Annotated in this window: 26 protein-coding genes; 14 read left to right on the forward strand and 12 right to left on the reverse strand. The window is 68.0% G+C overall.

Annotated elements, in window-relative coordinates; all coding sequences use genetic code 11:
* Positions 1-249 precede the first annotated feature (249 nt).
* Positions 250-798, reverse strand: coding sequence for a flavodoxin family protein (locus ACTJLD_RS32470; protein ID WP_124816166.1), 549 nt, complete (start codon positions 796-798; stop codon positions 250-252).
* Positions 799-943: 145 nt separating this feature from the next.
* Between ACTJLD_RS32470 and phaZ the strand changes: the two genes are divergently transcribed.
* The gene (gene phaZ, locus ACTJLD_RS32475) at positions 944-2,182 is read left to right on the forward strand and encodes a polyhydroxyalkanoate depolymerase (protein WP_119338395.1); all 1,239 of its coding nucleotides are present in this window, start codon (positions 944-946) and stop codon (positions 2,180-2,182) included.
* A gap of 34 nt (positions 2,183-2,216) precedes the next feature.
* Here phaZ and ppsA read toward each other — a convergent pair whose 3' ends face one another.
* Positions 2,217-4,628: a phosphoenolpyruvate synthase gene (gene ppsA / locus ACTJLD_RS32480; RefSeq protein ID WP_440660700.1), complete on the reverse strand. Its 2,412-nt coding sequence runs from the start codon at positions 4,626-4,628 to the stop codon at positions 2,217-2,219.
* A 270-nt stretch (positions 4,629-4,898) separates the two neighbouring features.
* Between ppsA and ACTJLD_RS32485 the strand changes: the two genes are divergently transcribed.
* Complete coding sequence (locus tag ACTJLD_RS32485) at positions 4,899-5,189, forward strand: DUF4148 domain-containing protein (protein ID WP_334005715.1); 291 nt, start codon at positions 4,899-4,901, stop codon at positions 5,187-5,189.
* 435 nt (positions 5,190-5,624) lie between these two features.
* Here the strand turns inward: ACTJLD_RS32485 and ACTJLD_RS32490 are convergent, their stop codons facing one another.
* Positions 5,625-6,506, reverse strand: a complete 882-nt coding sequence (locus ACTJLD_RS32490; protein ID WP_440660702.1) for an endo alpha-1,4 polygalactosaminidase — start codon at positions 6,504-6,506, stop codon at positions 5,625-5,627.
* A 315-nt stretch (positions 6,507-6,821) separates the two neighbouring features.
* On the opposite strand from ACTJLD_RS32490, the gene ACTJLD_RS32495 reads away from it, so the two are divergent.
* From ACTJLD_RS32495 to ACTJLD_RS32545, 11 genes are all read left to right on the forward strand, one after another.
* A complete protein-coding gene (locus tag ACTJLD_RS32495) occupies positions 6,822-7,973 on the forward strand; it encodes an acyl-CoA dehydrogenase family protein (protein ID WP_440660703.1) in 1,152 nt (383 codons plus the stop codon).
* Positions 7,974-8,011: 38 nt separating this feature from the next.
* Positions 8,012-8,416 carry a thioesterase family protein gene (locus tag ACTJLD_RS32500; protein WP_042974961.1) on the forward strand — a complete coding sequence of 135 codons (405 nt, stop codon included), beginning with the start codon at positions 8,012-8,014 and terminating at the stop codon, positions 8,414-8,416.
* Positions 8,417-8,439: 23 nt separating this feature from the next.
* Positions 8,440-9,429 (forward strand): NAD(P)H-dependent flavin oxidoreductase, encoded by a 990-nt coding sequence (locus tag ACTJLD_RS32505; protein WP_440660704.1) that lies wholly within the window; start codon positions 8,440-8,442, stop codon positions 9,427-9,429.
* A 40-nt stretch (positions 9,430-9,469) separates the two neighbouring features.
* Positions 9,470-10,606 (forward strand): prephenate dehydratase, encoded by a 1,137-nt coding sequence (gene pheA / locus ACTJLD_RS32510; protein ID WP_124533557.1) that lies wholly within the window; start codon positions 9,470-9,472, stop codon positions 10,604-10,606.
* Entirely contained in the window at positions 10,603-11,283 is a 681-nt protein-coding gene (locus ACTJLD_RS32515) for a hypothetical protein (RefSeq protein WP_027792284.1), read from the forward strand. Before pheA ends, ACTJLD_RS32515 begins: the two co-directional genes overlap by 4 nt.
* Complete coding sequence (locus tag ACTJLD_RS32520; RefSeq protein ID WP_440660706.1) at positions 11,280-11,795, forward strand: shikimate kinase; 516 nt, start codon at positions 11,280-11,282, stop codon at positions 11,793-11,795. Before ACTJLD_RS32515 ends, ACTJLD_RS32520 begins: the two co-directional genes overlap by 4 nt.
* Before the next feature lie 162 nt (positions 11,796-11,957).
* Positions 11,958-13,406, forward strand: coding sequence for an efflux transporter outer membrane subunit (locus ACTJLD_RS32525; protein ID WP_063807560.1), 1,449 nt, complete (start codon positions 11,958-11,960; stop codon positions 13,404-13,406).
* Positions 13,403-14,650, forward strand: a complete 1,248-nt coding sequence (locus tag ACTJLD_RS32530) for an HlyD family secretion protein (RefSeq protein WP_027792281.1) — start codon at positions 13,403-13,405, stop codon at positions 14,648-14,650. Before ACTJLD_RS32525 ends, ACTJLD_RS32530 begins: the two co-directional genes overlap by 4 nt.
* 2 nt (positions 14,651-14,652) lie before the next feature.
* Positions 14,653-16,191 (forward strand): DHA2 family efflux MFS transporter permease subunit, encoded by a 1,539-nt coding sequence (locus tag ACTJLD_RS32535; protein ID WP_059696871.1) that lies wholly within the window; start codon positions 14,653-14,655, stop codon positions 16,189-16,191.
* Between the two features lie 23 nt (positions 16,192-16,214).
* A complete protein-coding gene (locus ACTJLD_RS32540) occupies positions 16,215-17,414 on the forward strand; it encodes an arabinose transporter (RefSeq protein WP_034196204.1) in 1,200 nt (399 codons plus the stop codon).
* A 115-nt stretch (positions 17,415-17,529) separates the two neighbouring features.
* Positions 17,530-18,552, forward strand: coding sequence for an aldo/keto reductase (locus tag ACTJLD_RS32545; protein ID WP_440660709.1), 1,023 nt, complete (start codon positions 17,530-17,532; stop codon positions 18,550-18,552).
* On the opposite strand, the gene ACTJLD_RS32550 is transcribed toward ACTJLD_RS32545, so the two are convergent.
* From ACTJLD_RS32550 to ACTJLD_RS32580, 7 genes are all read right to left on the reverse strand, one after another.
* Positions 18,549-19,823 carry an FAD-dependent monooxygenase gene (locus ACTJLD_RS32550; RefSeq protein WP_124545301.1) on the reverse strand — a complete coding sequence of 425 codons (1,275 nt, stop codon included), beginning with the start codon at positions 19,821-19,823 and terminating at the stop codon, positions 18,549-18,551. The genes ACTJLD_RS32545 and ACTJLD_RS32550 overlap by 4 nt on opposite strands.
* Entirely contained in the window at positions 19,820-20,122 is a 303-nt protein-coding gene (locus tag ACTJLD_RS32555; protein ID WP_440660710.1) for a DUF1330 domain-containing protein, read from the reverse strand. The genes ACTJLD_RS32550 and ACTJLD_RS32555 overlap by 4 nt, the downstream gene beginning before the upstream one ends.
* A gap of 65 nt (positions 20,123-20,187) precedes the next feature.
* Positions 20,188-20,475, reverse strand: a complete 288-nt coding sequence (locus tag ACTJLD_RS32560; RefSeq protein ID WP_027792275.1) for a DUF1330 domain-containing protein — start codon at positions 20,473-20,475, stop codon at positions 20,188-20,190.
* The gene (locus tag ACTJLD_RS32565) at positions 20,472-20,834 is read right to left on the reverse strand and encodes a non-heme iron oxygenase ferredoxin subunit (protein ID WP_059696880.1); all 363 of its coding nucleotides are present in this window, start codon (positions 20,832-20,834) and stop codon (positions 20,472-20,474) included. Before ACTJLD_RS32565 ends, ACTJLD_RS32560 begins: the two co-directional genes overlap by 4 nt.
* A gap of 9 nt (positions 20,835-20,843) precedes the next feature.
* Positions 20,844-21,377 (reverse strand): aromatic-ring-hydroxylating dioxygenase subunit beta, encoded by a 534-nt coding sequence (locus ACTJLD_RS32570; protein ID WP_027792273.1) that lies wholly within the window; start codon positions 21,375-21,377, stop codon positions 20,844-20,846.
* Positions 21,378-22,637, reverse strand: a complete 1,260-nt coding sequence (locus tag ACTJLD_RS32575; RefSeq protein WP_027792272.1) for a Rieske 2Fe-2S domain-containing protein — start codon at positions 22,635-22,637, stop codon at positions 21,378-21,380.
* Between the two features lie 11 nt (positions 22,638-22,648).
* The gene (locus tag ACTJLD_RS32580; RefSeq protein ID WP_440660713.1) at positions 22,649-23,749 is read right to left on the reverse strand and encodes a 3-deoxy-7-phosphoheptulonate synthase; all 1,101 of its coding nucleotides are present in this window, start codon (positions 23,747-23,749) and stop codon (positions 22,649-22,651) included.
* A gap of 209 nt (positions 23,750-23,958) precedes the next feature.
* Here ACTJLD_RS32580 and ACTJLD_RS32585 point away from each other — a divergent pair, with 209 nt between their 5' ends.
* Positions 23,959-24,384, forward strand: coding sequence for an acyl-CoA thioesterase (locus tag ACTJLD_RS32585; protein WP_021157713.1), 426 nt, complete (start codon positions 23,959-23,961; stop codon positions 24,382-24,384).
* Positions 24,385-24,420: 36 nt separating this feature from the next.
* On the opposite strand, the gene ACTJLD_RS32590 is transcribed toward ACTJLD_RS32585, so the two are convergent.
* Together ACTJLD_RS32590 and ACTJLD_RS32595 are read right to left on the reverse strand one after the other, a co-directional pair.
* On the reverse strand, positions 24,421-24,660 hold the full coding sequence (locus ACTJLD_RS32590) for a LuxR C-terminal-related transcriptional regulator (RefSeq protein ID WP_225723211.1): 240 nt from the start codon (positions 24,658-24,660) through the stop codon (positions 24,421-24,423).
* Between the two features lie 380 nt (positions 24,661-25,040).
* Entirely contained in the window at positions 25,041-25,967 is a 927-nt protein-coding gene (locus ACTJLD_RS32595; RefSeq protein WP_034196250.1) for a LysR family transcriptional regulator, read from the reverse strand.
* Positions 25,968-26,084 lie beyond the last annotated feature (117 nt).

A 26,084-nucleotide genomic window follows, 5' to 3' on the forward strand; every position in this document is an offset into this window, starting at 1 on the left:
TCGAGTGCGGATCGGCCCGAACCATCGTGCCTGATCGCCATCAACGCGCCGCCGCGGCATCGCTCTTGGATTGCAAGGAAGCGCGCGGGACGATTCGCATCGAGAAACAGGTAGCCGACCAAGCCGAACGAAACCGAAGCACGCCACGCCTTGCTCATGCATCATGGCGGCAACCCGGGAGGCCGGGCGCGTTACGTCGCGTCGCTCGACTCCGGGCCCCCTTGGTTCGGCCAGGGCCTCGCGCCGTCGTCAGGCCGGCGTCCGGCGCGGGCCGCACCGGTCGAGTGATCGCCGTTCACGCACGGCAAGCCGTCGAACGATCGACCGGACAAAACGCGCGAGTTTGCGGGACGCCAGACCGTGACCGATATCGCGCGCGGAAATCGCGCAGGTCGCGATCGGTCGTTGCCGTGCCAGCGCCTGCATCTGTCCGAATGCCGTCAGGTCGCCACGCAGGCCCATCGTGCAGAAGAATGCGGTCGCGTGCAGTTCGTGCCCGTGACGGGCGAGCCAGGTCGATACCGGCGTCGATGCGCGCCCGGCCCAGATCGGCGTGCCGAGCACGACCACGTCGTAGGCCGACGGGGACGAGACCGTCGGCCGCAGGTCCGCCACGCGCTGGCGGATCACGTCGGCAAGCGAACGCAGATAACCGATGGCCCCCGCCCGCCGTCGATCGTCGAGCTCCCGCAACCGTTCGCAATCCGCGCCGAGTGCCGCTGCAAGCCGGCGCGCCAGCCCCGCCGTCGTTTCGCTGCGCGAGTAGAAAACGACGAGCATGCGTCGAGAAGCATCCATGGTCCGCTCCGTGCTCCCGCCCAGGATCCGACGGTCAGTTTAGGCACCGGCGGTCGAGCCGACGCTGATGCAGGTCAACCCGCCGCCGTGCAATCCGGCGACAGTAGACTTGTCCGAATCCCCGGCGGCTTCTCGTCCATGCGCGATGTGGTATGACCTGATTGAACAGCAACGGCAATGGTGGCGCACGTGGGACGCGGCCGCGCGGTTCGCGCGCGGTCTCTGGCCCGGTGTGGCGACGGCGTGTTACGCCGATCTGGTCGAGCCCCTGCTCGACCTGCATGCCGGTCCGCCGCGGTTCGCGATCGATTCGATCGCCCTGGACGGCCGACGTGTCGACGTCGACGAAACGATCGTCGCGCACACGCCATTCTGCTCGCTGCGCCGCTTTGCTCGCGCCGGCGCACCGCGCATGATTCTTCTGTGCGTGCCGCTGGCCGGCCATGCGGCCGTGATGATGCGGGAAACGGTCGAGACGCTGCTGGCCGATGGTGACGTCTGCATCACCGACTGGATCGATGCGCGCGACGTGCCGCCGGACGCGGGTCGATTCGGCCTCGACGAATACGTGGCGATGCTCGACGGCTTCATCGATACGCTGCTGGCCGACGCACGGCCCCTTCACGTCGTCGCCGTCTGCCAGGCGACGGTTCCGTCGCTCGGCGCGCTTGCGCTGCGCGCGCAACGCGGGGCCGTCCCGCCGGGAAGCCTGACACTGATCGGCGGCCCGCTCGATGCGCGGATCAACCCGGGCGCGCTCGGGATGGCGGCTCGCTCGCATTCCCTCGCATGGTGCCGCGCCACGTTGATCGACACGGTTCCGCCCGGCTTCGCCGGACACGGGCGACAGGTTTTTCCGGCCTATCTGCAACGCGCCGAGATCTCGCTCGCGTATCCGCAGCACTACATGACGCTGGTCGATCGCTATCGGCGTGCGGTGACGGAGGGCGATGCCGACGCACTCGCGCAGGCGCGCCATGCACTACGCGAATACCTGACGCTCCTCGACATGCCCGCCGAGTACTTCCTCGACACCGTCGACATCGTGTTCCAGCGTACCTGCCTCGCAAACGGCACCTGGTTCGTCCGAGGTCAGCGTGTCGACCCCGCCGCGCTGCGCGCCATCCTGCTGCTGACCGTCGAAGGCACGCACGATGCCGTCACCGGCGCGGGACAGACCCATGCCGCGCAGGCCATGTGCAGCGGCCTTGCACCGGACGCGCGGCAGATCGTCGACGTCGAGGATTGCGACCACTACGGGCTGTTCACGGGTGAGCGCTGGCGCACCGTCGTTCATCCCGCGCTGCAGGCCGCGTTTGCCCGCGCCGAACGCGGCCGGCGGTGCGCGTGCGCGGCGCAGCGTGACGTGACGTCGTCCAGCTGAACCGGCATGATCGCGCGCCCGGGCGCCGCGCCGTTCAGGCCGGCGGCGTTTGCGCGTCGCGCGCTGCCTGTTCCGCGGCCGCCACGCGACGCTTGACCCCGATGAAGCTGTCAGGGCTCACGGAAACCGAGTCGATGCCGCAGGCGACGAGGAAATCGACGAATTCCGGATGATCGCTCGGCGCCTGGCCGCACAATCCGACCTTCGCCCCGGCATCGTGCGCGGAGGCGATCACGCGGGCAATCATCCACTTCACCGCTTCGTTGCGCTCGTCGAACAGGCCGGCCAGCTCCGCCGAGTCGCGGTCGACCCCGAGCGTGAGTTGGGTCAGGTCGTTGCTACCGATCGAAAATCCGTCAAAGCGCTGCGCGAACGCGCTCGCCAGAATGACGTTCGACGGGATCTCGCACATCACGTAGATCTGCAGGCCGTCTTCGCCGCGCTTCAGGCCGTTCCCGGCCAGCACCTCGAGCACGCGGTCCGCCTCGTCGGGCGTACGGCAGAACGGGATCATCACGATCACGTTCCTGAACCCCATGTCGTTGCGCAGCCGCGCGATCGCCCGGCATTCGAGCGCAAACCCGTCGAGGTAGCGCGGCGAGTAGTAGCGCGACGCACCACGAAATCCGAGCATCGGATTCTCTTCGTGCGGTTCGAACTGCGCGCCGCCGACGAGGTGCGCGTATTCGTTCGTCTTGAAGTCGCTCATGCGGACGATGACCGGTGCGGGATGGCAGACCGCCGCGATGCGCGCGAGGCCGCGCGCCAGCCGGTCAACGAAATAGTCCGCCGGATCGTCGTAGCCCGCCGTCAGCGCCGCGATGGCGCGCTTCGCCCGCTCGTCCTGCAAGGCGTCGTAGCGGGCCAGCGCCATCGGATGCACCTTGATGTGGTTGCTGATCACGAACTCCATGCGCGCGAGCCCGATGCCGTCGGCCGGCAGGCGCCACCACCTGAAAGCCGCGGCCGGGTTCGCGAGGTTCAGCATGACCCGCGTGCGGGTGGTCGCCAGGTCGGCCAGGTCGATCGCTTCCACGTCGTATTGCGCGATGCCTTCGTAAACGAAGCCGGCCTCGCCCTCCGCGCACGACACCGTCACTTCCTGCTGGTCGTGCAGCACGTTCGTCGCATTGCCGGTGCCGACGATCGCCGGCAACCCCAGCTCGCGGCTCACGATCGCGGCATGCGACGTGCGGCCCCCGTGGTCGGTGATGATCGCGGCGGCGCGACGCATGACCGGCAGCCAGTCCGGATCCGTCGTGCGCGTCACGAGCACCGCACCGTCGACGAAACGCGCCATGTCGCGCGGGCTGTCGATCACGCACACGCTGCCTGCCGCGACGGCCTCCCCGACACTGACGCCGGTGAGCAGCTTCCGGCCGGTCTGGCCGAGCCGGTAGGTCTTCACGGCGCTGGCTTCACGCCGGGACTGCACCGTTTCCGGACGTGCCTGAACAACGAACAGTTCACCGCTGACGCCGTCCTTCGCCCACTCGATATCCATCGGCTGGCCATAGTGCGTTTCGATCGCGCAGGCCCAGTGCGCAAGCGCCAGGATGTCGCGATCCGCCAGGACGAACGCAGCACGCTCGGCTTTCGACGTCGGTACGTTGCGGGTCGGCGCATCCTCGTCGCGCGCATAGATCAGCTTCCGCGCCTTGCCGCCGAGCGTCTTGCCGATGACGGGGCTGCATGCGGGATCGCCGAGCAGGGGCTTGAACACTTCATATTCGTCGGGATCGACGATGCCCTGCACCACGTTCTCGCCCAGCCCCCATGCGGCACTGATCAGCACCACCTTGTCAAAGCCCGTTTCCGTGTCGAGCGAGAACATCACGCCGGCCGCGCCGACATCCGAACGTACCATCCGCTGCACGCCGATCGACAGCGCGACACGCAGATGATCGAAGCCCTTTTCTTCCCGGTACGCAATCGCGCGGTCGGTGAACAGCGATGCGTAGCACCGGCGGCAGGCAGCGAGCAACGCGCGCTCGCCGCGCACGTTCAGGTAGGTTTCCTGCTGCCCAGCGAAGCTCGCGTCGGGAAGATCCTCGGCAGTCGCACTCGAGCGCACGGCGACATCGACGTCGGGTCGCCCCGACCGGCGGCACAGTTGCCGATACGCGTCCCGAATCGCATCGGCGATGTCGTCGGGCCAGTCGCCGTGAAGGATCGCCTGCCGGATCGCCGCGCCGGCATCGGCGAGCGGCATCTTCCTGGCGACGAACGCGTCGAGCGTGCTGCCGATGGTCTGCCTCAATCCGTTCGCATCGATGAACCGCCAGTAGGCATCCGCGGTCGATGCGAAGCCGGGCGGCACGCTCACGCCCTGTGCGGACAGGTTGCCGATCAGTTCGCCCAGTGATGCATTCTTTCCGCCGACGCTCGGCACATCGCCGCGCCGCAGGTCGTCAAACCAGACGATCAATGCCTTCCCGTGATCCATGATGCGCCCTCCGGTCGTCGCAGCCAGGCCACGCGCGAGTCACGCACGTCGCCGGCAATCGCCGGCACGGGCTGCCGGACACGTCCATCCTGGCTCCATGCCGCGCCGCCGGCGTGACCTGCGTCAAGAACGGGCGCCGACACGGGCAATGCGCTGTCCGGCGCGCGATTCGTCTGCGCTTGACGTCCGTCAACGGATCACGTCGCTCGTCCCGTACGCTCTCGATCAGGGGCATATCGATCGCGCCTGGCCAACGACAGGATTCCGGACATGGATTGCATGCATCTCGCCAGATCGTCCGCCTTGGCAGCCGCCGCTGCCTGGGCCGGTTTCGTGGTACCGCTTCATGCGCAGGAACCGGGTTCGCCGGCCGCTGTCACGCCGTCATCGGCTGCCGCGGCGCCGTCGGAAACAACGGAGAGTGAATCACCCGCTTCCGCGTCGAACCCCCGCAACGTCGCCTTCGGCAAGACACGCGCGCAGGTCAGGCGAGAGCTGGAGCAGGCCGAGCGGGTGGGCGAGATCAAGCGCATCGACCGATTCTTCGGCCGCGGCAGTTGATCGCCATCGCGCCGGCACCTGCAACGCGCGGCGCGTATCGAAAAGGACGATCGCCGATGCGGGTCGGCAGGTATCGCGCGAGTCGTCGCGATCGCGGTGATGTGGGCTTGCACCGTCGCGTCGTAACGATTTGCAGTGCGTCTCTATCATGCACTGGTCCTGCTGCATTCCGCCCATGAAGCCGGTGTGCCGCAAACCGGCAACGTGCGCGCATGAACGACGCTCGGCTACGTGGCCACGACGTGCCACGTGCCGGAAGCGGTCCTGACACGCCGCCTCGGCTTGCCGGCCGCCACCGCCCCGGACACGCGTGTCAGCGCCCTCGCCGAACGGCAGCGCGTGTCGCGGTCGGCGTACGTCGAAGAGGTTCAGCGCGCGAGCGGCAGGCCCGTATGCTTCGCGTTGGCAAAGCCCGTCATCCGCCCCCGCCGCCGCTCACTCGAACCGGCAGGCCGCGCGCGGCAGCGCCGAAAGCGTGTCGCTCGACAGTTTCAGAATGCCGTCGAAACCGGCCTGGTTGTCCGCCGGGCAGAAGGCCGCGAGCGTCATGCCGTCCGGGCGTGTGTACTCGACATTGAACACGGCCTTGTTCAGCGCGATGAAGCTCGCGTAATCGCCGCACTCGTGGAACCTGTTGCATTGCTCGTTGAGCGCCCAGTCGGCCACTTTCGCCATCGCGGCCGCGATACCTGAGCCGTTCTTCAGGCCCATCGACATCCCGCGATCGTGCGCGGCGGCGATCAGCGCCGTGTTGTACCGCAGTTGGTCGTCGCGCGTCAGCGGAAAACCCGTTTCCTGGCGATAGCTGTCGTCGAGGTCCGGCTCGATGCCGTCGCAGCCTTTTTTCTTCGCCATGTCGAGACGCGCCAGCATCAAGGGCATCAGGATCGCGGTCTGGCGAATGTCCAGCCAGCGTTCGTGATCCTCGTATCCTTCGACGGGATAACCGAGCACGCTGTCGGGAAACCTGCCGGCATCGCCACGGGTGTCTTCCCGCCCGCCCACCTCCATGTAGCACACGACGGTGATGCCCTTCGCCTTCAGGCGCTGGATCGTGCCGGCATCGGTCAGCTCCATGTCGACGTCATACATCTTGCGGACGTTGTTCACGCCGTCCAGCACCTTCTCGTTGATCGTGTTGCCGTCGATCTGCCATTGCCAGCTCGTGCCGGGCACCAGTGGCTTCCACGCGGCGGCTTGCGACGCGCGCGCCGAAGCCGCCGCGACCGGGCCGCCCGGCACCGACGAATCCGAGTCGCCGCCGCATGCCGCAAGCAGCAGCATCAGCACGAATGAGGCGAATAATCTTGCGGACATGGCGAATCCTTTGCCTGTTGGCGGCTCGTCAGGATACGAGAGTGCGAGAGTGCGAGGGAGTCACGTGCAGCGGAATGCAGGCGATGCATCTGCCGATCGCGCAGTGGTGCGGGAACGCGCGAAGCACGTCCGGATGGTAGGCGGGAACACCGCGCCCATCTGTTCCGATTTGTCGATTTTTGTTTGCGTGGCGGGCCGGCGCTGTCCGGAAACGCACCGTCATCGCCGATGAGCGATTGCGAAAAATGACAGTTTCTCCGTCCCGGGGTTTTGGATAGATTGGCCGTACCGCATCCGCATCGCCTCAGGGACACCATGAACTTCGAAGCCACCCCCGATCAACGCGCTGCCGCCGCCACCTATCGCGCCGTCGCGCTGCGTCACTTCGCGTCGTCGCCGCGCCGCGGCTTCGACTGGGCAACCTGGCGCGCGCTGTCCGAAGCAGGTCTGTGGCGCACGCTCGTCGCCGGCCGCGACGCAGGCGCGGACGCGTCGTTGAACGTGTTCATCGCCGCGTTCGAGGCGATCGTGACCGCGACGAGATCCGTCGGCTTCGCGATGGCGCTGGCGAATCAGGCAACCGTGATTCGCGCGCTGCTGCTCCACGGCACACCGGCGCAGCGCGACCGCCTCCTGCCGGCCCTGACGTCCGGCGCGGTGGCCGCGACCGCCATTTCCGAAAGAGGCACCGGCACAGAAATCCGTGCACTGCAGAGCCGCGTCACGCTGGACGGCCAGGATTGCCGCCTCGACGGTCACAAGTACAACATCAGCCACGCCCCGGACGCGGCACTGATCCTCGTCGCCGCGAGCGCCACGCACGACGGTCGCCCCGGTACGGCGCTGGTTCTTCTCGATCCGCAACGCGCCGGCGTGACGCGCACCGCGCCCCAGGAAACCCTGGGCGTCGCCGATCTGCCAATCGGCGACATGACGTTCGACGGTGTTCCCGTCGGCACGGACGATTTGCTTTGCACTCCCAAGGACGGATTGCGCGTGCTGATGGACATCGCGTCGATGAACCGCGCGTTGTTCGGCCTGCTGTGCGCGGACGTGGTCGGGCCGTTCCTCGACGACGCACTCGCGTACGTCGGCGAACGCGGCGCGCTCGGCGTGACGCTCGACAAGCATCAGCATGTCCAGCGGCGGCTCGTCGACATTCATGTCGGTGCGGAGCGCTCGCGCTGGATGGCACTCGCCGCACTCGACCAGTTGAGGGCGGGTGACCCGTCCGCGCTCGCCAGTTGCTCGATTGCGAAACTGGGCGGCGCCCGCGACCTGACCCAGGCCGCGCTGCACCTGCTCGCGATCTACGGCAGCGACGGCTATCGCCGCGGCCCGCTCGCGACCTTCGTTGCCGACGCACTCGCCATGGGAACCGCGGGCGGCACCGAAGAGATGCACGCGCGCAACATCTTCAGCCAGATGCAGCGACGCGCGACCGCCTCGCACATGCACGCGGCCTGAGTGCTCATTTTTCGTTTCTCATCCCGAAGGAGTTTGCCTTGACCATCCAGCCCGGCCTCCGTGCCCGTGCCACGCACCGCGTCGATACGATTTCGCTTGCAGATCAATGGGGCGGCGAAGCGCACGCCCTTGCCAGCCCGATCATGATCATCTTCATCGAGCAGACCTGCATGCAGGCAACCGATCACCTGCTCGGCGCCGACCTGATGACGGTCGGCTACAACTTCGAGATCAAGCATCTCGCTCCGACGCCGCCCGACTGGGAAGTCACGGTGGACGCCGAGCTGATCTCCGTGGAAGGCCGGATGATGACCTACAAGGTGTCGGTTCGCGATGCGGCCGGCGTCGTCGGCGAAGGCATCCATACACGCTGCGCGGTCGGTCGCGACAGTTTTCACGAGCGGCTTGCCGAGCGCCGCGACCGCGCACCGGTCGCGCAATGAGCACCCCTGGAGGAGACACCCCGATGCGCTCGACGCCGCTGCACGACCTGCGCCTGCCGCTGATCGCATCGCCGATGCTGATCGCCAGCTACCCCGAGATGGTGCTGGCGCAGTGCAAGAGCGGGATCGTCGGCGCCTTTCCCGCGCTCAATGCGCGACCGAGCGCGCAGCTCGGCGACTGGATCGATCGCATCGACGAGGAACTGGCCACGCACCGTGCTGCCCGTCCGGATGCGTGCGTGGGGCCGTACGCGGTCAATCACATCTGCCATCAGACCAACACGCGGCTCGAAGCGGACTTGCGAATCTGCATCGACCGGCGCACGCCGATCCTGATCACGAGCCTGCGCGCGCCGCCGCGCGAGATCGTCGAAGCCGTGCATGCCTACGGCGGTGTCGTGCTGCACGACGTCACGACCGTGCGACACGCGGAAAAAGCGCTCGAGGCCGGTGTCGACGGCCTGATCCTGGTCGCGGCCGGAGCGGGCGGCCATGCCGGCACGCTGTCCCCGTTCGCGCTGGTGTCGGAGGTGCGCCGCATTCATGACGGCTTCATCGCGTTGTCCGGCGCGATCGCCACCGGCGCGGCCATCGCGGCGGCGCTTGCACTGGGTGCCGACTGCGCGTACATGGGCACCCGCTTCCTCGCGTCTCACGAAGCCAACGTGGCGCAGCGCTACAAGGACACGATCGTCGAGGCCACGGCCGCCGACATCGTCTATACCGACGCGTTCAGCGGCGTGCACGGCAACTATCTGCGCCAGAGCATCGAGGCCGCGGGCATGGACGTCCGCAACCTGCCCCGCAGCGAGCACGCGCGCCTCGATTTCTCGCCCGAATCCGGCGCGCGGCAGTGGCGCGACATCTGGGGCGCCGGCCAGGGCGTGGGTTCGATGGACACGGTGCTGAGCGTCGAGCAGATCGTCGCCCAGCTCGAGATCGAGTACGGCGTCGCACTCGAACGCGTGCGTCACGAGTCCGCCCGCATCGGCCGGCACGCACCCGCGCACTGACCGGGCACCCGCTTTCTTTCGCTACCTCCACGGTACCGTCATGACCCTCACCGCCACCGACTTGCCCGCTCTCGATCCGGTCGCGCTGCAACGCGCGCAGATCGATGCAATCGACCAGGAACTGCTCGCGCTGATCGCGCGCAGGATGCAGCACGCCGCCGCGATCGGCCAGTTCAAGGCGCTCGACGGCCGGACGATCCGCCAGCCGGCCCGGGAAACGGAAATCGTCGCGGGGCTGTGCGCCCGGCCGCACGGGCTGCTGCAGGCGCGTCACGTCGCGGCGATCTGGCACACGCTGTTCCGCGTCAGCCGCGAGTTGCAGCGGGTGCCGTCGGTCGCGTTCCTCGGCCCGCCCGGCACCTTTACCGAGACCGCGATGCAACGCTACTTCGGCGCCCCGATCCGTCCACATGCGTGCGACACGCTCGAAGCGACATTCGCCGCACTGGCGGCCGCGAACGTCGACCATGCGGTGGTGCCGATCGAGAATTCGACCGAAGGCACCGTCACGCGCGCGATCGACCTGCTGGCCGACGCGACCGCTCCAGTGGTCGGCGAGATCGTGCTGCCGGTCGCGCACTGCCTGCTGAGCGCATCCGGCACGCTTGAAGGCGTCGACTGCGTGCTCGGCCATCAGCAGGCGCTGGCGCAGTGCCGCGCGTGGCTCGATGCGCATGCGCCGCAATTGCGCCGCGTGCCTGTCGCGAGCAACGCCGCGGCCGCCCGCGAAGCAGCGAGCATGACGGATTGCGCGGCGATCGCCGGCGAACGGGCGGCCGACCAGTACGGACTGCGTATCGTGGCGAACGCGATCCAGGACGAACCCGGCAATCGCACGCGCTTTCTCGTCCTCGGCGGGCCGCCGGCAGAGCCGACAGGCCACGACCGCACCAGTCTTCTGCTGCAGCTCGACGATACGATCGGCGCGCTCGCAGGCGTGTTCGATGCATTGGCGCGGCACCGGATCTCGGTGCTGTGGCTCGACGCGCGTCCCGGCCGCGCCGCCGGATGGGCGTACCGCTTCTTCGTCGACATCGACGGCCACCAGGACGACGCGCATGTCCGTGCCGCCCTCGGCGACATCAGGACGATCGCCGCCGACCTGCGAATCCTCGGTTCCTACCCGCGCGCGCCGTTCGTCGATGCCGGCGCCGTTGCCGAGCCGAGCGCGACATGAGTGCCGCGTCCGCCGATACCGCCGTCGCGCGCCGGGTGCGGGCCATCTGCGACGGCCACGACGATCGCCTGCTGGTCCTGCTCGGGGTCGTGCCGCCGTCGCTGCGTCGCGACACCGGCGCATGGTTGCGTGCATTGCGCGCGGACTACGAGGACGAACTGGAATTGCTGACGCATGTGCAGCGCGTGGCCACGCCGGACGTCGACGACGACGCGCGGGCCGCGCTGCTTCGCCGGCTCGGCAGACTGCGGCTGCCGACGGCGTTGGTCGTCGATACCTCCGCGACGGCCTATGGCCGCTGGTGCACGCGGAACGGCGCCACCGCGCACGGCTGGCGGCTGCTGGAAACCGCGCGTGGCGCGGCGCCCGTCGGCGGCGTACTCGTGCCCTGGCGCGACTGCCTCGCGGCACCCGCGACCTCGCGCCGCGTGCTCGCCGATTTCGGCCATGCGTGGGCCGGCATCGATACGAGCGTCGCCATGCTGACCGACGCGCTGCTTGCGAACGACGTGCAGGTCGGGGGCATCGCGCTGGGCGATCTGCTCGCGCAACCCGGTGCCGCGCCCGTATCGCCCGCAAGAATGACCGGCGTCCTGGACCGCCTCGCCAATACGGTGCGCCTGCGCCGTATCACGGCGGCGACGCGCCGGACGCATTCGCTGCGGAGCCGGCTGTGACGGCAGCGCACCATCCGCGCATCGCGTTGATCGGCATGCCCGGTGCGGGCAAGACGACGATCGGCGCGGCGCTTGCGGCGGCACTCGACCGCCCGTTCGCGGATTCCGACCGGGAGATGGAGCAGCGCTTCGGCGCCCCGCTTGCCACGCTGTTTCCGCTGCCGACGTTCCGCGCCCGCGAAGCCGGCGTCATCGATGCGCTGTCGCAACGCGACACGCTGATCCTCGCCACCGGCGGCGGCGCGGTGCTGCGCGACGACACGCGCGCGCGCCTCAAGGCACGCTGCCACGTGATCTACCTGGTCAGCGACATCGACGCGCTGTACCGGCGCACCGGGCGCGATCCCGCGCGCCCGCTCCTTGACGTGCCCGATCCGCGCGCCGTGCTGGCCGAGTTGCAGCGGACGCGCGATCCGCTGTATCGGGCCTGCGCGCATCGCCTGCTCGACACGCGCGGCGCGTCGATCGACGAAATCGTCGCGGCGGCCCTCGCCGAATCCGCGTCCGCCTGACGGTCGCGCCCATGCGCGCGGCTTCCCCGCTCCCGGTTCCCTTCCCGCCCCGTCACGGGCGCTCCCCACTGCCATTTCTGACAGTTGCTCCTTGTTTGAGAATATCTAAAGATATATTTTTAGATAGTCTGAATTCGTCAACCGGACTCGTGGAAACCGATCATGTCCAAGTTTCTTGTCTCGACTCGAAGATGGGGTCCGATCGCTACGGCAGCCGTGACGGCGGCCGTCATGGCCGGTTGTGCCCCGTTCGGCCAGCAGCCGGCCCTGCAGAAGATCACCCCGGTCGAACAGCTCGACCCGGGCCTCGCGCTTCACGCGGCCAAGGGTCAGGCCGACGTGGACGCGCAATGGTGGCGCACCTTCGGCGATCCGCAGCTCGACCGCGTGCTGGCCGACGCGCTCGCGGGCGCGCCGTCGCTGAAGGCCCAGCGCGCCCGGGTCGACGAGGCGCTCGCGCAAGCCGACGTCAGCGCGGCGGATTCCCTGCCGCTGCTCGGCGCAGCGGTCAGCGCGACGCCGACGCGGCTGCCGCGCAGCTACACCACCCCGCCCCCCGCCGCAGGCCACTGGCAGGTCAACGCCCAGGCGCTGCTGAATGCGTCGTTCGATCTCGACGTTGCCGGGCGCCTGCGCGCGCTGACCCGCGCCGCGACCCTGCGCGCCGGCGAGCAGCAGTCGCTCGAGCGCGCGGCAACCGTGTCGTTGCAGGCTGCGCTCGTCGAAACATACCTGCAGCTCGCGCTCGAGCTGCAACTGCTCGACATCGCGAACGATACGCTGCGTCAGCACGATTACCTGCTGCGCCTCACCCGCCAGCGTGAAGCGGCGGGACTCGACATGCCGGTCGCGGTCGCGCGTGCCGGCGAGCCGCTGCCGCTCGCGCAGGCCGATGTCGAGCGGCAGCGCGCGGCCGTCGCGCTGCTGCGCCACCGGCTCGCGGCGCTCGTCGGGCGCGGGCCCGGTTATGCGGACACGCTCACGCCGTCACCGCGCGTGCTGCATGCCGTCGCGCCGTTGCCCGCGACGCTCCCGGCCGCGCTCGTCGGGCGCCGGCCCGACATCCTGGCCGCCCGCTATCGCGTCGAGGCCGCGTCGGCCGACATCGACGCGGCCCGCGCGGCGTTCTATCCGGACATCAACCTGATGGCGTTCGCCGGCGTGCAGAGTTTCGGCTTTCGCGCGCTGCTTCACGGCAGCAGCGGCACGTTCGGCGCCGGCCCCGCGATCACGCTGCCAATCTTCGAAGGCGGCAGGCTGCGAGCCGGCCTGCGCGCGCAGACCGACGCGTACAACGCCGCCGTCGCCGACTACGACGACACCGTCGTCAACGCGCTCGCCCAGGTCAGCGACTCGCTCGTGCAGCTCGACGCGCTGGCCAGGCAGCGCGATCTGAATCGCGATGCGCTGGCACGCGCGCAGCAGACCTACGACATCGAGACGCGGCGCTACCAGAAAGGCATTTCCGGCTACCTGGACGTGCTGCTGGCCGAAACCCGGCTGCTTGAAGACCGCCGGTCGGTCGCTCGCGCCGATACCTCACTTGCCGTCGAGCACGTCCGGCTGATCGCCGCGCTCGGTGGCGCAACGAACCCCGGAGCCCAACAATGAATCGCACCGACACCCCGCCGGCCGCCGCGCCGGCCGCCGCGGGCGCGGCGTCGCCCCCGCCCGCCGAACAGGCGCTGCGCACCACGCGGCGCCGCTATTTCCGCTGGTTCTTCATCGCGCTCGCCCTGGCCGCGCTGGCCGGCGGCTACTGGTGGGTCACGTCGCGCGGCACCGAGACGACCGACGACGCCTACGTGACGGGCGATGTCGTGCAGGTATCGCCGCAGGTGGCGGGCACGGTCGACACGATCATGGTGCAGAACGCCGAATGGGTACATGCCGGCGATCCGCTGTTCCGCGTCGATCCGACCGATGCGAAGCTCGCGCTCGACGACGCCGTTGCACAGCTCGCCCATGCGGTGCGCGAGTACCGCACCGCGCATGCCGACACGGCGCGCGAGGCGGCCCAGATCCTCCAGCGCAAGGCCGAGCTGTCGAAGGCCTCCGACGACCTGCAGCGACGGCTCGGCCTCGCGCAGGACGGCGGCGTATCGCGCGAGGACATCCGCCATGCGCGCGACGCGATGACCAGTGCGTCCGCCGCGCTGGACGCGCAGCAGGCCGCGTACGACGCATCGCGTGCGCGCGTCGACGGCACGTCGATCGACTCGAACCCGCTGGTGCGCGCCGCGGCCGCGCGGGTGCGCAGTGCGGCGCTCGCACTGCGCCGCACCGAAATCCGCGCGCCGCTGGCGGGGCTCGTGACACGCCGTGTCGTGCAGGTCGGGCAACACGTCACGCCCGGCGCGCCGGCCATGGCGCTCGTGCCGCTCGACCATGTGTGGGTCGAGGCCAACTTCAAGGAATCGCAGCTGCGCGGCATGCACGCCGGGCAGGCCGTCGAGCTTCGCTCGGACCTGTATGGCTCCGACGTCGTGTTCCACGGCCGCATCGAAGGCGTCGAGGCGGGCACGGGTTCGGCATTCGCGTCGGTGCCCGCGCAGAATGCGACCGGCAACTGGATCAAGGTCGTGCAGCGCGTACCCGTGCGGGTCGCGCTCGATCCCGGCGAATTGCGCGCGCACCCGCTGCGCATCGGCCTGTCGATGAACGCATCGGTCGTGCTCGGCGACAACGCGCCCGGCACCGCATCGGCCTCCGTGCGCCCCGCGCCGGCCGCCGCCCGGCGCCCGATCGACGCGACGTCGATCTTCGATGACGATGCATCGTCCGGCGACGCCCTCGTCAACGACACGATCCGCGCGAACGACGGCGTTGCCGTGCGCCGCGCGCCGGGAGCCTGAGCATGGCGCCCGTCGCTCGGGGTGCGGCGCCGAAACTGCCGCTGGAGCCGCTGCAGGGCCCGGCTCTCGTGCTCGTCGCGATCGCGATCAGCGTCGCCAACTTCATGCAGACGCTCGACCTGACGATCGCCAACGTCGCGGTACCGACCATCGCCGGCGATCTCGGCGTCGCGCCCGACATGGGCACCTGGATGCTGACGTCGTTCGCGACGCCGCTCGCGATCACGCTGCCGCTGACCGGCTGGCTCGCGCAGCGCTTCGGCCAGGTGCGGCTGTTCCGGGTCTCGGTCGTGCTGTTCGTCCTGACCTCGATCCTGTGCGGCCTCGCACCGAATTTCGAATCGCTGCTGCTGTTCCGCGCGCTGCAGGGCGCGGCCTCCGGGCCGATCACCGCGCTCTCGCAGGCGCTGCTGCTGGCCGTGTTTCCGGCCGCGCGCCGCAACGTCGCGCTGTCGGTCTGGCAGACCACCACGTTCGTCGCGCCCGTGCTCGGCCCGATCGCCGGCGGCTGGATCACCGACAACCTCTCGTGGCCCTACATCTTCTACGTCAACGTGCCGACCGGGGCGCTGGTCCTGCTCGTGCTGACCCGCTTTCTCGGCCGGCGCGACAACCCGACCCGCCACCTTCCCGTCGATTTCGTCGGCCTGCTGCTGCTCGCCGCCGCATTCGGCTCGCTGCAGCTGATGCTCGACCGCGGCCAGAACCTCGACTGGTTCGCGGCGGTCGAGATCCGCGCGCTCGCCGTGCTCTGCGTCGTGTCGTTCGTCGCGCTGGTCCTCTGGGAGCTGACCGACGCGCATCCGATCGTCGACCTGCGGCTGTTCGCGGATCGCGGCTTCACCGCGGGAACGATCGCGGTGACGGTCGGCTTCGGCGTCTATTACGGCGCGCTCGTGCTGGTGCCGCTCTGGTTGCAGACCGAGCAGGGCTACACGGCAACCTGGGCCGGCATCGCCACCGCGCCGCTCGGCATCGCGGGCATCGTGATCGCGCCGTTGATCGGGCGCATCCAGGGGCGCACCGACCCGCGCCACCTCGCGACCGTGGCGCTGGTCGGCTGGGGCGCGGCGTCGTTCTGGCGCATGGGCTTCAATACCGACGTGACGCTCGGCGACATCGCGGCCAACTCGCTGCTGATGGGCGCGGCCACCGCGTTTTTCATCACCCCGCTCGTGTCGCTGTCGATCGCCGGGTTGCCGCGCGAAAGGCTGCCGGCGGCGTCGGGCGTGCAGAATGCGCTGCGCCGGATCGGCACCAGCGTCGCCACCTCCGTCGCGCCGACCTATTTCGAACGGCGCTCGCGCGTTCACAACACATACCTCGTCGATCGCATCACGCCGTTCGATCCGGCCGCCGGCGACTGGCTCGCCCGGCTCGAACATGCGGGCATGTCGCCGGCCGGCGCGCTCGCGTCGGTCAGCCGCTCGATCGACGTGCAAGCCCACATGCTCGCGCTCAACGATTTCTCGTTCGGTTGCCTGCTGCTGTTCGGCGCGACCCTGCTGACCGTCTGGTCCATCCGCTACCGGCGTCCGTGACGCCGATCAACCGGCCCCTTCCTATGAACGCCCCCGACCTCCAAAACGTCGTCGCACCCGACATCGCCCCGGCGCGCACGGCCCGGCTCATCTGTTTCGGCGTCTTTCTCGGCGCGCTGACCTTCGGCCTCCTGCTGCCCGTCGTGCCGCTGTACGTGCACGACACGCTCGGCTTCGGCACGCTCGTCGTCGGCACGGCGGTCGGCGCACAATTCCTCGCCACCGTGCTCACGCGCAGCGTCGCGGGCCGCCGCGCCGATCATCGTGGCGCGAAGCGCACGATGTGCGCGGGGCTCGTGTCGTGCGTCGTCGCGGGCGGCGTCTACGTCGCGAGCGCCACGGCGCCGGCCGGCCCCGGCGCACGCCTCGCGCTGCTGGTTGCCGCGCGGCTGCTGTCCGGGCTCGGCGAAAGCCAGCTCGTCACCGGAGCGCTCGCGTGGGGCATCGGCACGCTCGGCGCGACCCGCTCGGGCCGCGTGCTCTCGTGGACGGGCATGGCCCTCTACGGCGCGATCGCGCTCGGCGCGCCATGCGGGATGGCGCTCGCGCGCGCCGGCGGGCTAGCGGCCGTGGCCGGCGCCACGATCGTCCTGCCCTGCATCGCACTCGCGCTCGTCGCTTCGCTGCCCGCCGTCGCGCCGCAGCCGGGCCTGCGGGTGCCGCTGTCCCGCGTGCTGCGAATCATCGCGCGGCCCGGATGCAGCCTCGCGCTGCAGGGCGTCGGTTTCGCGGCGATCGGCGCGTTCGTGACGCTGCTGTTCCAGGCGCGCGGATGGGAAGGCGCGGGCCTCGCGCTCAGTTGCTTCGGCGGCGCCTTCGTCCTCGTCCGCGTCCTGTTCGGTCATCTGCCCGACCGGTTCGGCGGCTATCCGGTCGCGCTCGCCGCGCTCGCGGTCGAGGCGATCGGCCAGCTTCTCCTGTGGGCAGCGCCGGTTTCCGGCGTCGCGCTCGTCGGCGCGACCGTGTCCGGCCTCGGCTGTTCGCTGGTCTTTCCCGCGCTCGGTGTCGCCACCCTCCGGCACGTGCCGGCGCAGGCACGCGGCACCGCCCTCGGCGGCTTCACGGCGTTCCAGGACGTCGCCTATGCGTGCACCGGCCCGCTCGCGGGCTGGGTCGTCGCGCGTACCGACTACCCGTCCGCCTTCGCCGTCGGCGCGTGTGCCGCATTCGCCGGCGTCCTGCTGACAGCGTGGCTGATGCACACCGACCGGTCGCCCCCGTGAACCCCGGCGGACGGCGGGCGCATGCCCTGCCGTCCGCCGCCCGTATCCGACACCCTCGCGGCGCCCGCGCGGCGCCATCCTGCAGTCCTTCACGCTTCTACAAGGAGTACCGATCATGGAATACCGAACCCTCGGCGGAACCGGCTTCAAGGTCCCCGTTCTGAGTCTCGGCACCGCGACGTTCGGCGGCGGCAACGCATTCTTCAGGGAATGGGGCAGCACGGACGCCGCCGGCGCGCGCGAGCTCGTCGACATCGCGCTCGACGCCGGCATCTCGATGTTCGACAGCGCGGACGTCTATTCCGACGGACTCGCCGAAGAGCTGCTCGGCCAGGCGATCGCCGGCCGACGCGATCGCGTGATCGTGTCGACGAAAGGCACGTTCCGGCTCGGCGAGGGCCCGAATGACGTCGGGTCGTCGCGCCATCATCTCGCCAATGCCATTCACGGCAGCCTCAAGCGGCTCGGCACCGACTACATCGACGTGTACCAGTTGCATGGATTCGATGCCCAGACACGCGTCGAGGAAACCCTGCGCACGCTCGACGATTTCGTGCGCGCCGGCAAGATCCGCGTGATCGGCTGCTCGAACTTCTCCGGCTGGCACCTGATGAAGTCGCTCGCGGCCGCCGATCGCGACGGGCTCACGCGGCATGCCGTGCACCAGGTCTACTATTCGCTGATCGGCCGCGACTACGAAACGGAGCTGATGCCGCTCGCGCTCGACCAGCAGGTGTCCGCGATCGTCTGGAGCCCGCTCGGATGGGGGCGGCTGACCGGCCTGATCGGACGGGGCCGACCGTTGCCGGAGACGAGCCGGCTGCACAAGACCGCCAACGAGGGCCCGCCCGTCACGGATGCCCTGCTGCACCACGTCGTCGATGCGCTCGACGAGATCGCCACCGAAACCGGCAAGTCGGTCGCGCAGGTCGCACTCAACTGGTTGCTGCGGCGGCCGACCGTCGCGAACGTGATTATCGGCGCCCGAAACGCCACGCAACTGCGCGAGAACGCGCAGGCGGCCAGCTGGGCCTTGACACCCGACCAGGTGAAGCGGCTCGATGCCGCCAGTACGACGCAACTGCCCTACCCGTACTGGCACCAGCGCGGCTTCGAGCGCAACCCGGCACCGGTCTAATACGGTGCCTGCGCGTGCGGCACCGGCGGCGACCGATGCGACGGTACCGCACGCGTCGCCGCGGCCTGCATGCGCGCGGCGAGCGGCGACGCGCCGACCAGCCAGTCCAGCTCGACAGGTAACGGCGGCAGCGCGGGCGACGCGTGCGCGGTCAGCGCATCGTAGCCGAACACCCAGTCCGGCTCGGTCGGGCCGTGCATGAAGGTATTCGCGGCGGACACGCGATGCACTTCGCCGAGTCGCGCGACCCGGCACTGCGCATAGGTCGAGAACGCACTCGCCGCGTTCGACGAGCCGATGAGCGCACGCAGCAGGATCGTCGCGTCCTCGAGCGCCATGGCCGCGCCCTGCGACATGAACGGGCGCATCGGATGACAGGCGTCGCCGATCAGCACGACGCGCTCGTTGCCGAACTCGAACTGCGGCGAACGTTCGAACAACGCCCACTTCATGACCGACTCGCGTGGCGCGCGTGCCAGCATGTGACGCACGGCCGGATGAAAATCCGCGAAGATCGCCTGCATCTCGTCGACGTCGCCGGGCATCGACGAAGCCTGCGTGGGCCACTCGGCCTGCGGTGTCATCGCGGCGAAATAGAATTCGCGGCGCGCGCGATCGAGCCAGTACGACAGCACGAATTTCCGGTCGCCCCACCACTTGGTCAGATCCTCGACCGCGAGTTCGCCCAGCAGCGCACGCGGATACGCCCCGCGAAACGCGACCTGCCCGGAGAATTCCGGCGCCTCGAAACCGCGCAGCGCCTCGCGCACGCGCGAGCGCAGGCCGTCTGCCCCGATCACCAGATCGGCCGTTTCGCTCGAACCGTCCTCGAACGTCAGCCTGATCGCGTCGCCCGCCGGGTCGAGGCCGGCGAGACGCTTGCCCCACGCGATCGTCCCGGGCGCCACCGCCCCCAACAGCGCGGCATGCAGGTCGCCGCGCTTGAGCGTCACGAACGTCGCGCCGAAGCGGCCGATCGCGTGTTCGCCGAGCGGCAGCCGATACAGCAGCTCACCGTCGGCCGCCTGGCGGTTGGCGAACGCATCGGGTTCCTGGCCCGCCCACAGGGCCTGGCGATGCACGCCGAGCAGCCGCATCACCCGCATCAGATTCGGGCTCAGGTGAATGCCGGCGCCCACCCGGGCAAACGCCGGTGCCTGCTCGAACAGGCGCACGTCATGGCCGATCCGTTGCAGCATCGCGCCGAGCGCGCACCCGCCGATACCCGCGCCCACGATCGCGATGCGCGCCGCCGAAGTCGTCCCGGTCATCCCTGCTCTCCCACGGTTGCCGCCGGTGCCGCGCCCTGTACGATGATGCCGATCGTGCGTGCGGTGCGTTCGCGAATATCCCGTGCGCGCCGATAGCCGTCGGACTCGTACCACGCCTTTGCGCGGTCGATCGAATCGAATTCGAGCACCACGACGCGCCGAGGCGACCACGCGCCTTCGAGCGTTGACGCCTCGCCGCCGCGCACCAGGAAACGCCCGCCGAATTCAGCGACGGTCGGCGCGCCGATCTCGCGGTACTCCTCATAACCGCGTGCGTCGTGAACGTCGATGTCAAACACGATATATGCCGTCATGTCTTCCCCCCACTTGGTCTCGCGGGCCGCGGCCGAGCGCGGCCCCGGTGTCACAGGCTCCCGAGCGCGATGCTGTGCGTGTCGGCCGCATCGAGCCGCAGCTGCCTCGCGCGCTGATATTCGTCGGAGCCGTGCCAGCGGCGCGCCGCGTCGAGATCGTCGAACTCCAGCACGACCAGGCGCCGCGGCGTCCATTCGCCTTCAAGCACGACCACGTCGTCGCTGCGTGCGAGCACGCGGCCGCCGTGCGCGGCGATCGTCGGCACACCGAGCTTCCGGTATTCGGCGAATCGCACTTCGTCGTATACGTCGACATCCACCACCACATAGGCACTCATGTCCGCTCTCCCGTTGATGCATCCGCTTCGTCATGCGCGACTTCGGTATCGAATCGCACGAACACCCGGCCCGCCTCGATCTTCACCGGGAACGTCTTCACGCAAGCCGTGACCGGCGCGCACAGCGCGGCACCGGTACGCACGCTGAAGCGCCCCTGATGCAGCGGGCACTCGATTTCGTCGTCGAGCAGAAACCCGTCGCTCAGGCGCGCCTCGCCGTGCGTGCACTGGTTGTCGGTCGCGAAGATCTCGTCGTCGACCGCGAACAGCGCAATGTCGCGCCCGCCGACGATCACGCCCGTCAGCCCCTCCTCGCGTACCGCGGCCGTATCGACCGCATAGGTCCATTCCGTCGTCACGCTGCCTCCTCAGATCGGATAGATGATCGAATTCGGCACCATCTCGCTGTCGTACACGCAGATGCGCGACTCGAAACGCAGCCCGTGCGGCGTGCGGCGTATCCGGTCGAGATAACGACCGGTGTTGTACACGTCGCTCATCTGCTCGCTCTTGGTACGCAGCACCGCGTAGTTCGTCTCGGCCTCGATGACCGATTCGTCGAGATACGTGATGAGCGGCGTGCCGATCAGGTGGCGCTGGTAGTACGGGTCGTAGAACAGCGTCTCCTTGATGCCGTACACGCGATCCTTCAGCATCCCCTTGCTCTCGAACGCGAGCAGCGCAAGCGGAAAGTCGCGTTCATGGTTCTCGCGCGGCAACAGCTGATACGTGCAGTCCTCCTCGAAGAATTCCGGCCACGCGTCCCAGTCGCCGCGATCCAGTGCGGACGCGTAGCGCGCGTTCAGGTCCACGAGCCCGTAGAAATCGGCGAAGGTCGCCGCAACCGTTCCGGTGCCGCGCGTCGCGGGCCGTGCGTCGGCCAATGCGGATGAAATCGTCATTCATGCCTCCATCACGTGGCGCCAGTACTGGTACATGCCGCGCACGAGCGTTTCGCTGACCATGTGGTCGGTGCGCTCGTCGACTTCGCGGCCGCCGAGCTCGTTGTATACGTTGCCGTGCTGGATCTGCTCGAAGCTCTGCTGCACGCACTCGATCACTTCGCCGTCGTCCGCCGAAACGAAGCCGGCCGGCCCGAACAGGTTGGCCTGGCGCAGCCGCCGGCGCGTCATGTCCTCGTCGTCCGTCTCGAATCCGAAGTGCGTCCAGACGTAATCGAACACGCCGGGGCTGACCGGGCGGATGCGCCGGGTCGACAGCGCATTCACCTGCTGCTGGATGATCACGCTCGGCATCAACGTCAGCATCACGACGGTCGGCTCGCCCCACCACGGCTCGTGCACGACGTCGAGGAAACGGTCGTCGTTCAGCGTCATGCGCTCCTTGAAGCTCGTCACGTTGTGCGTGACCTCGCCGCCGCCCCCGCCGCTGCGGATCGAGATCATCGCGCCGTGACGGTGATGCGCGTCGGTGACCAACTGGGCCGGATTGTCCGCGCGCCACAGCCCGAAGTTGACGAACCAGGTGTGCAGGAGCCCCGCGTGATAGGGGTCCTTGATGTTCTCCACCATCAGCTTCCAGTTGCTCGGCACGCGCTGGCGCGTATAACCGAGCACGGTCAGCTTCGGCCCGTGGAACAGGCGGTCGTAATAGCGCAGGATGTCGGGACCGAGGAAATCCTCGAACGACTCGACGTCCTGGTCGAACGACGCGAACACCGCGCCGCCGCGCGTCGACACGCGCAGCCGCCGCAACGCGTGATTCTTCGGATCGAAATCCGGCGGCATGCCTCCGTTGATCTTGCCGCTCTGCCGTACGCCGCGCCGGAACGGCACGCCGACCAGGTTGCCCTTCAGGTCGTAGTTCCACTGGTGATACGGGCAGTGGAAATCCTTCGCGTTCCCCGCGCGTTCACGACAGAACTGCATGCCGCGATGCGCGCAGGCGTTCTCGAACACGACCACCTCGCCGTCCTCGGTGCGCGTCATCACGACCGAACGCTCGCCGACTTCGGTGCGCTGGAAATCGCCGGGAGACGGCACTTCCGCCTCGAGGCCGATGTAACACCAGTGTTTCGAATAGAACAAACGCTCCAGTTCGCGCTGGTAAAGCGCATCGCTCGTATAGGCTTCGAACGGTGTCCGGCTTGCGCCGTCCCCCTTCCAGTCGAGCGCGTGTGCGATATCGATGGGTGAGTTCAAGAAAGCTCCTTTCAGTAAGAAATGGCTTGTACGGTGCCGGCCGGAACACCCGGTACCAGAAAGCCGACTCGGGACCGCCGCCGCGACGCGACCGCGGCGGCGAACAGCTCGATCAGTGCAACCGTGTCCTCCCAGCCGAGACAGGCGTCCGTCACGCTCTGCCCGTAGGTCAGTGCCCGGCCGGGCACGATGTCCTGCCGCCCCTCGACGAGAAACGACTCGACCATCACGCCGGCAATCGCGCGCTGCCCGTCGCGCAGCTGCCCGGCCACGTTCTCGCAGACGGCGATTTGGGCGCGCGTCTGCTTTCCGCTGTTGCCGTGACTCGCATCGATCACGACGTGCGGCGGCAACTGCGCATCGCGCAGCGCCGCACAGGCGGCCGTCACGCTGACGTCGTCGTAGTTCGGCACGCGCCCGCCGCGCAGCACGATGTGCGTATTCGGATTGCCCTGCGTGGACGCGACCTCGAGGCCGCCTTCGTCACGCGGACGGAGATAGTGATGCGCTGCCCGCGACGTGCGAACCGCGTCGATCGCGATCTTCACGTTGCCGTCGGTGCCGTTCTTGAAGCCGATCGGCGCATCGAGGCCGGATGCGATCTGCCGGTGAATCTGCGACTCGGTCGTGCGTGCGCCGATCGCACCCCAGGACACCAGATCGTCGAGGTAGGGCGCCGTGAGCGGATCGAGAAACTCGGTCGCGACCGGCATGCCGAGTGCGTTGACGTCGAGCAGCAGGCGACGCGCGAGACGCAGCCCGTCGTCGACGCGGTAGCTTCCGTCGAGCCGCGGGTCGTTGATCAACCCCTTCCAGCCGACCGTGGTGCGCGGCTTTTCGAAGTACGTGCGCATCACGACCTCGAGCGTATCGGCGTAACGCGCCCGCAGCGGCGCGAGCCGGCGCCCGAATTCGAGCGCGGCGTCCGTGTCGTGAATCGAGCACGGCCCGACGATCAACGCGAGGCGATCGTCCCTGCCCGCGAGGATGCGGGCGAGTGCGCGCTGGGCGCCACGTACCACGCGAGTGGTCGCGGCGTCGGCATGCAACTCGCCGCGCAGTTGCATTGCCCCGGTGACCGCCGCCGTCCCTTTCAGATGAGGCTGTTCCACTTGACTCTCCGATTTCGATTCGACAATACGAAACTCACGGGGGTCAATTAAAGCTTTATCAAATTCGATTCGATACTGTCATTTATCTCAGTCGCCAATCGAATTCCTCAATCTGCCATTTTTTACAGTATCTAAAACCATCCGATTCAATTTATTTTCATCGCGAGGACATGCGCCATTGCACCTCGCACTCTCACATGGAGATACACATGACGAAAAATCATTATGAAACTGAAATTACAGTTAAATACCGGGAGACGGACGGACTCGGGCATGTCAGCAGCCCGGTTTATTACGATTACCTTCAGCACGCGTATCTGACGTTCATGCACGACCTGCTGGAGCTGCCGTATTCGGAGAAGTTGCCGCACATCATGGTCAAGACGTCGTGCGAGTACCTGAAGCCCGCGCAGTACGGGGATACGATCACGGTGCGCAGCAGCATTACCCGTTTCGGCTCGAAGAGCTTCGAACTCGAGCACCTGATGATGCGGGACAACGGCGCGGCCGGCGACGACGCGATCGTTGCCCGCGCGCAGTCGACGCACGTGATGTTCGACTATGCGAGCAATGCGACGATGCCGGTTCCCGAAGAGTTCAAGGCGCGCGTGCTGGCGTTCCAGGGCGCGATCTGACAAACGGCTTCCCGGGGCGGGCGCCCCGGGTCCTTTCTAAACGAATACGATCAGGCCCATCAGCACGGCTTTCACGACCGCGTTTGTCTTGTTCGAAGCGTCCAGCTTGGCAATGGAACGTGAAATGTGAAAATTGATCGTACGTTCGGTCAATCCGAGAATCATGCCTATCTCATAGGCAGTCTTCCCTTCGGCTGCCCATTTCAATACTTCACACTCTCTCGTGCTCAACGCGACCGCAGTGGGGGGTGTCATGTTCAATGCCAACCGAGTCATTCTAATCTCCAGAACAATTAACCATGCTGGCCGACTCGGCGCACGCCCATCCTGCGAAGCGTGAATCATCCTGTTCAGCCCTCGAAAGCGCAAACGACAGTGCTTGGCGCCAAAGCGCCAGCCTGTTTCTTTATTTATTAAGTCAGTAATGCACGCGAATCGGCCATGTGCCGCTCGCGTACCTCGGGATCATTATCAGCAACGATCAGGCAACAATCACGAATCAAGGTGCATTGAGCGAAACAATGCAATACGGATTAATTACGCCGGACGCAGCAATCGGACAAGGTTGAGCATACCGAGTTGCAATCCCGCGCGGAAGATGCGTCAGGCTCAATGTATTCATGCAGTTGACGCGCGCGAACGTGACGTGTGCACCGTCATGGTTCAGGTGCGCCGACATCGTACAACGACGACGCCTGGGTCGCGCAGACACGTCGCAGGCAACTGCGCAGCCAGCGATGCGCGGGGTCGTTATCGAAGCGCGGATGCCATATCTGCGAAACCGTCAACGTGGCAGTCAGCACCGGCAACGGGAAGCTGAACATTCCCCCCCGCGATTTCGCGGTCTGCCGCTCCGGAACATTGGCGATCAAATCCGAGTCGCGCGCCAGGGACAATGCGGCGGGAAAACCGGACACGATCGCCGCGACGGTTCGCTGCAGCCCCAGCGTATCAAGCACGTTGTCGATGGGGCCGCTGAGCTGCCCCCGCCGCGACACGCTGATATGGCCGAACGATGCATATCGCTGCGGCGTGACCTCCTCCCGCGCAAGCGGGTGACCGGCCCGAACGACGCCGATGAAGCGGTCGCGAAACAACGCCTGCACACGCAATTCGGGGCCCGTATGGCCCACCACGCCGATTTCGAGATCGACGGCCCCCATGCGCAACGCCTCGACACTCTTGTCCGGCTTCGGCGCGAAGCGCAGCCGAACGTTCGGCGCGGTTTCCATCACCAGCGCGAGCAGTTCGGCCGCGAACGTATCGACGAACCCTTCGTTGGCACGGATCGTAAACGTGCGCTCGAGCCCGCCGAGGTCCGCGTTCTTGCACGGACAAAGGACAGCCTGCGCCCCTTCCACGAGCGCGCGAACCTGGACCCGCAGTTCAAGCGCATGAGGCGTCGGCACCAGATCGCGTCCGGCCCTGACGAGCAGCGGATCACCCGTCGTGGCCCTCAGGCGGGCCAGGGACCGGCTCAATGCCGACGGGCTGAGGCCGAGCGTCTCCGCGGCCCGCGCGACGCTGTTCTCGGACAGCAAGGCATCCAGAACAATCAAGAGATTGAGGTCAGGTGCATTCATCTTGTTCAACTCGTGCCGATCGGGACCCGGCCTGGATTGACGATTAACGGGAACCGCGAATTCGACGTGATATCCGCGCAGCGCACGATGACGGACAACCGTGCCGCTCGATCGCCG

Origin of the sequence: Burkholderia sp. 22088 (genome assembly GCF_052045915.1) — a bacterium.
Classification (GTDB): domain Bacteria; phylum Pseudomonadota; class Gammaproteobacteria; order Burkholderiales; family Burkholderiaceae; genus Burkholderia; species Burkholderia cepacia.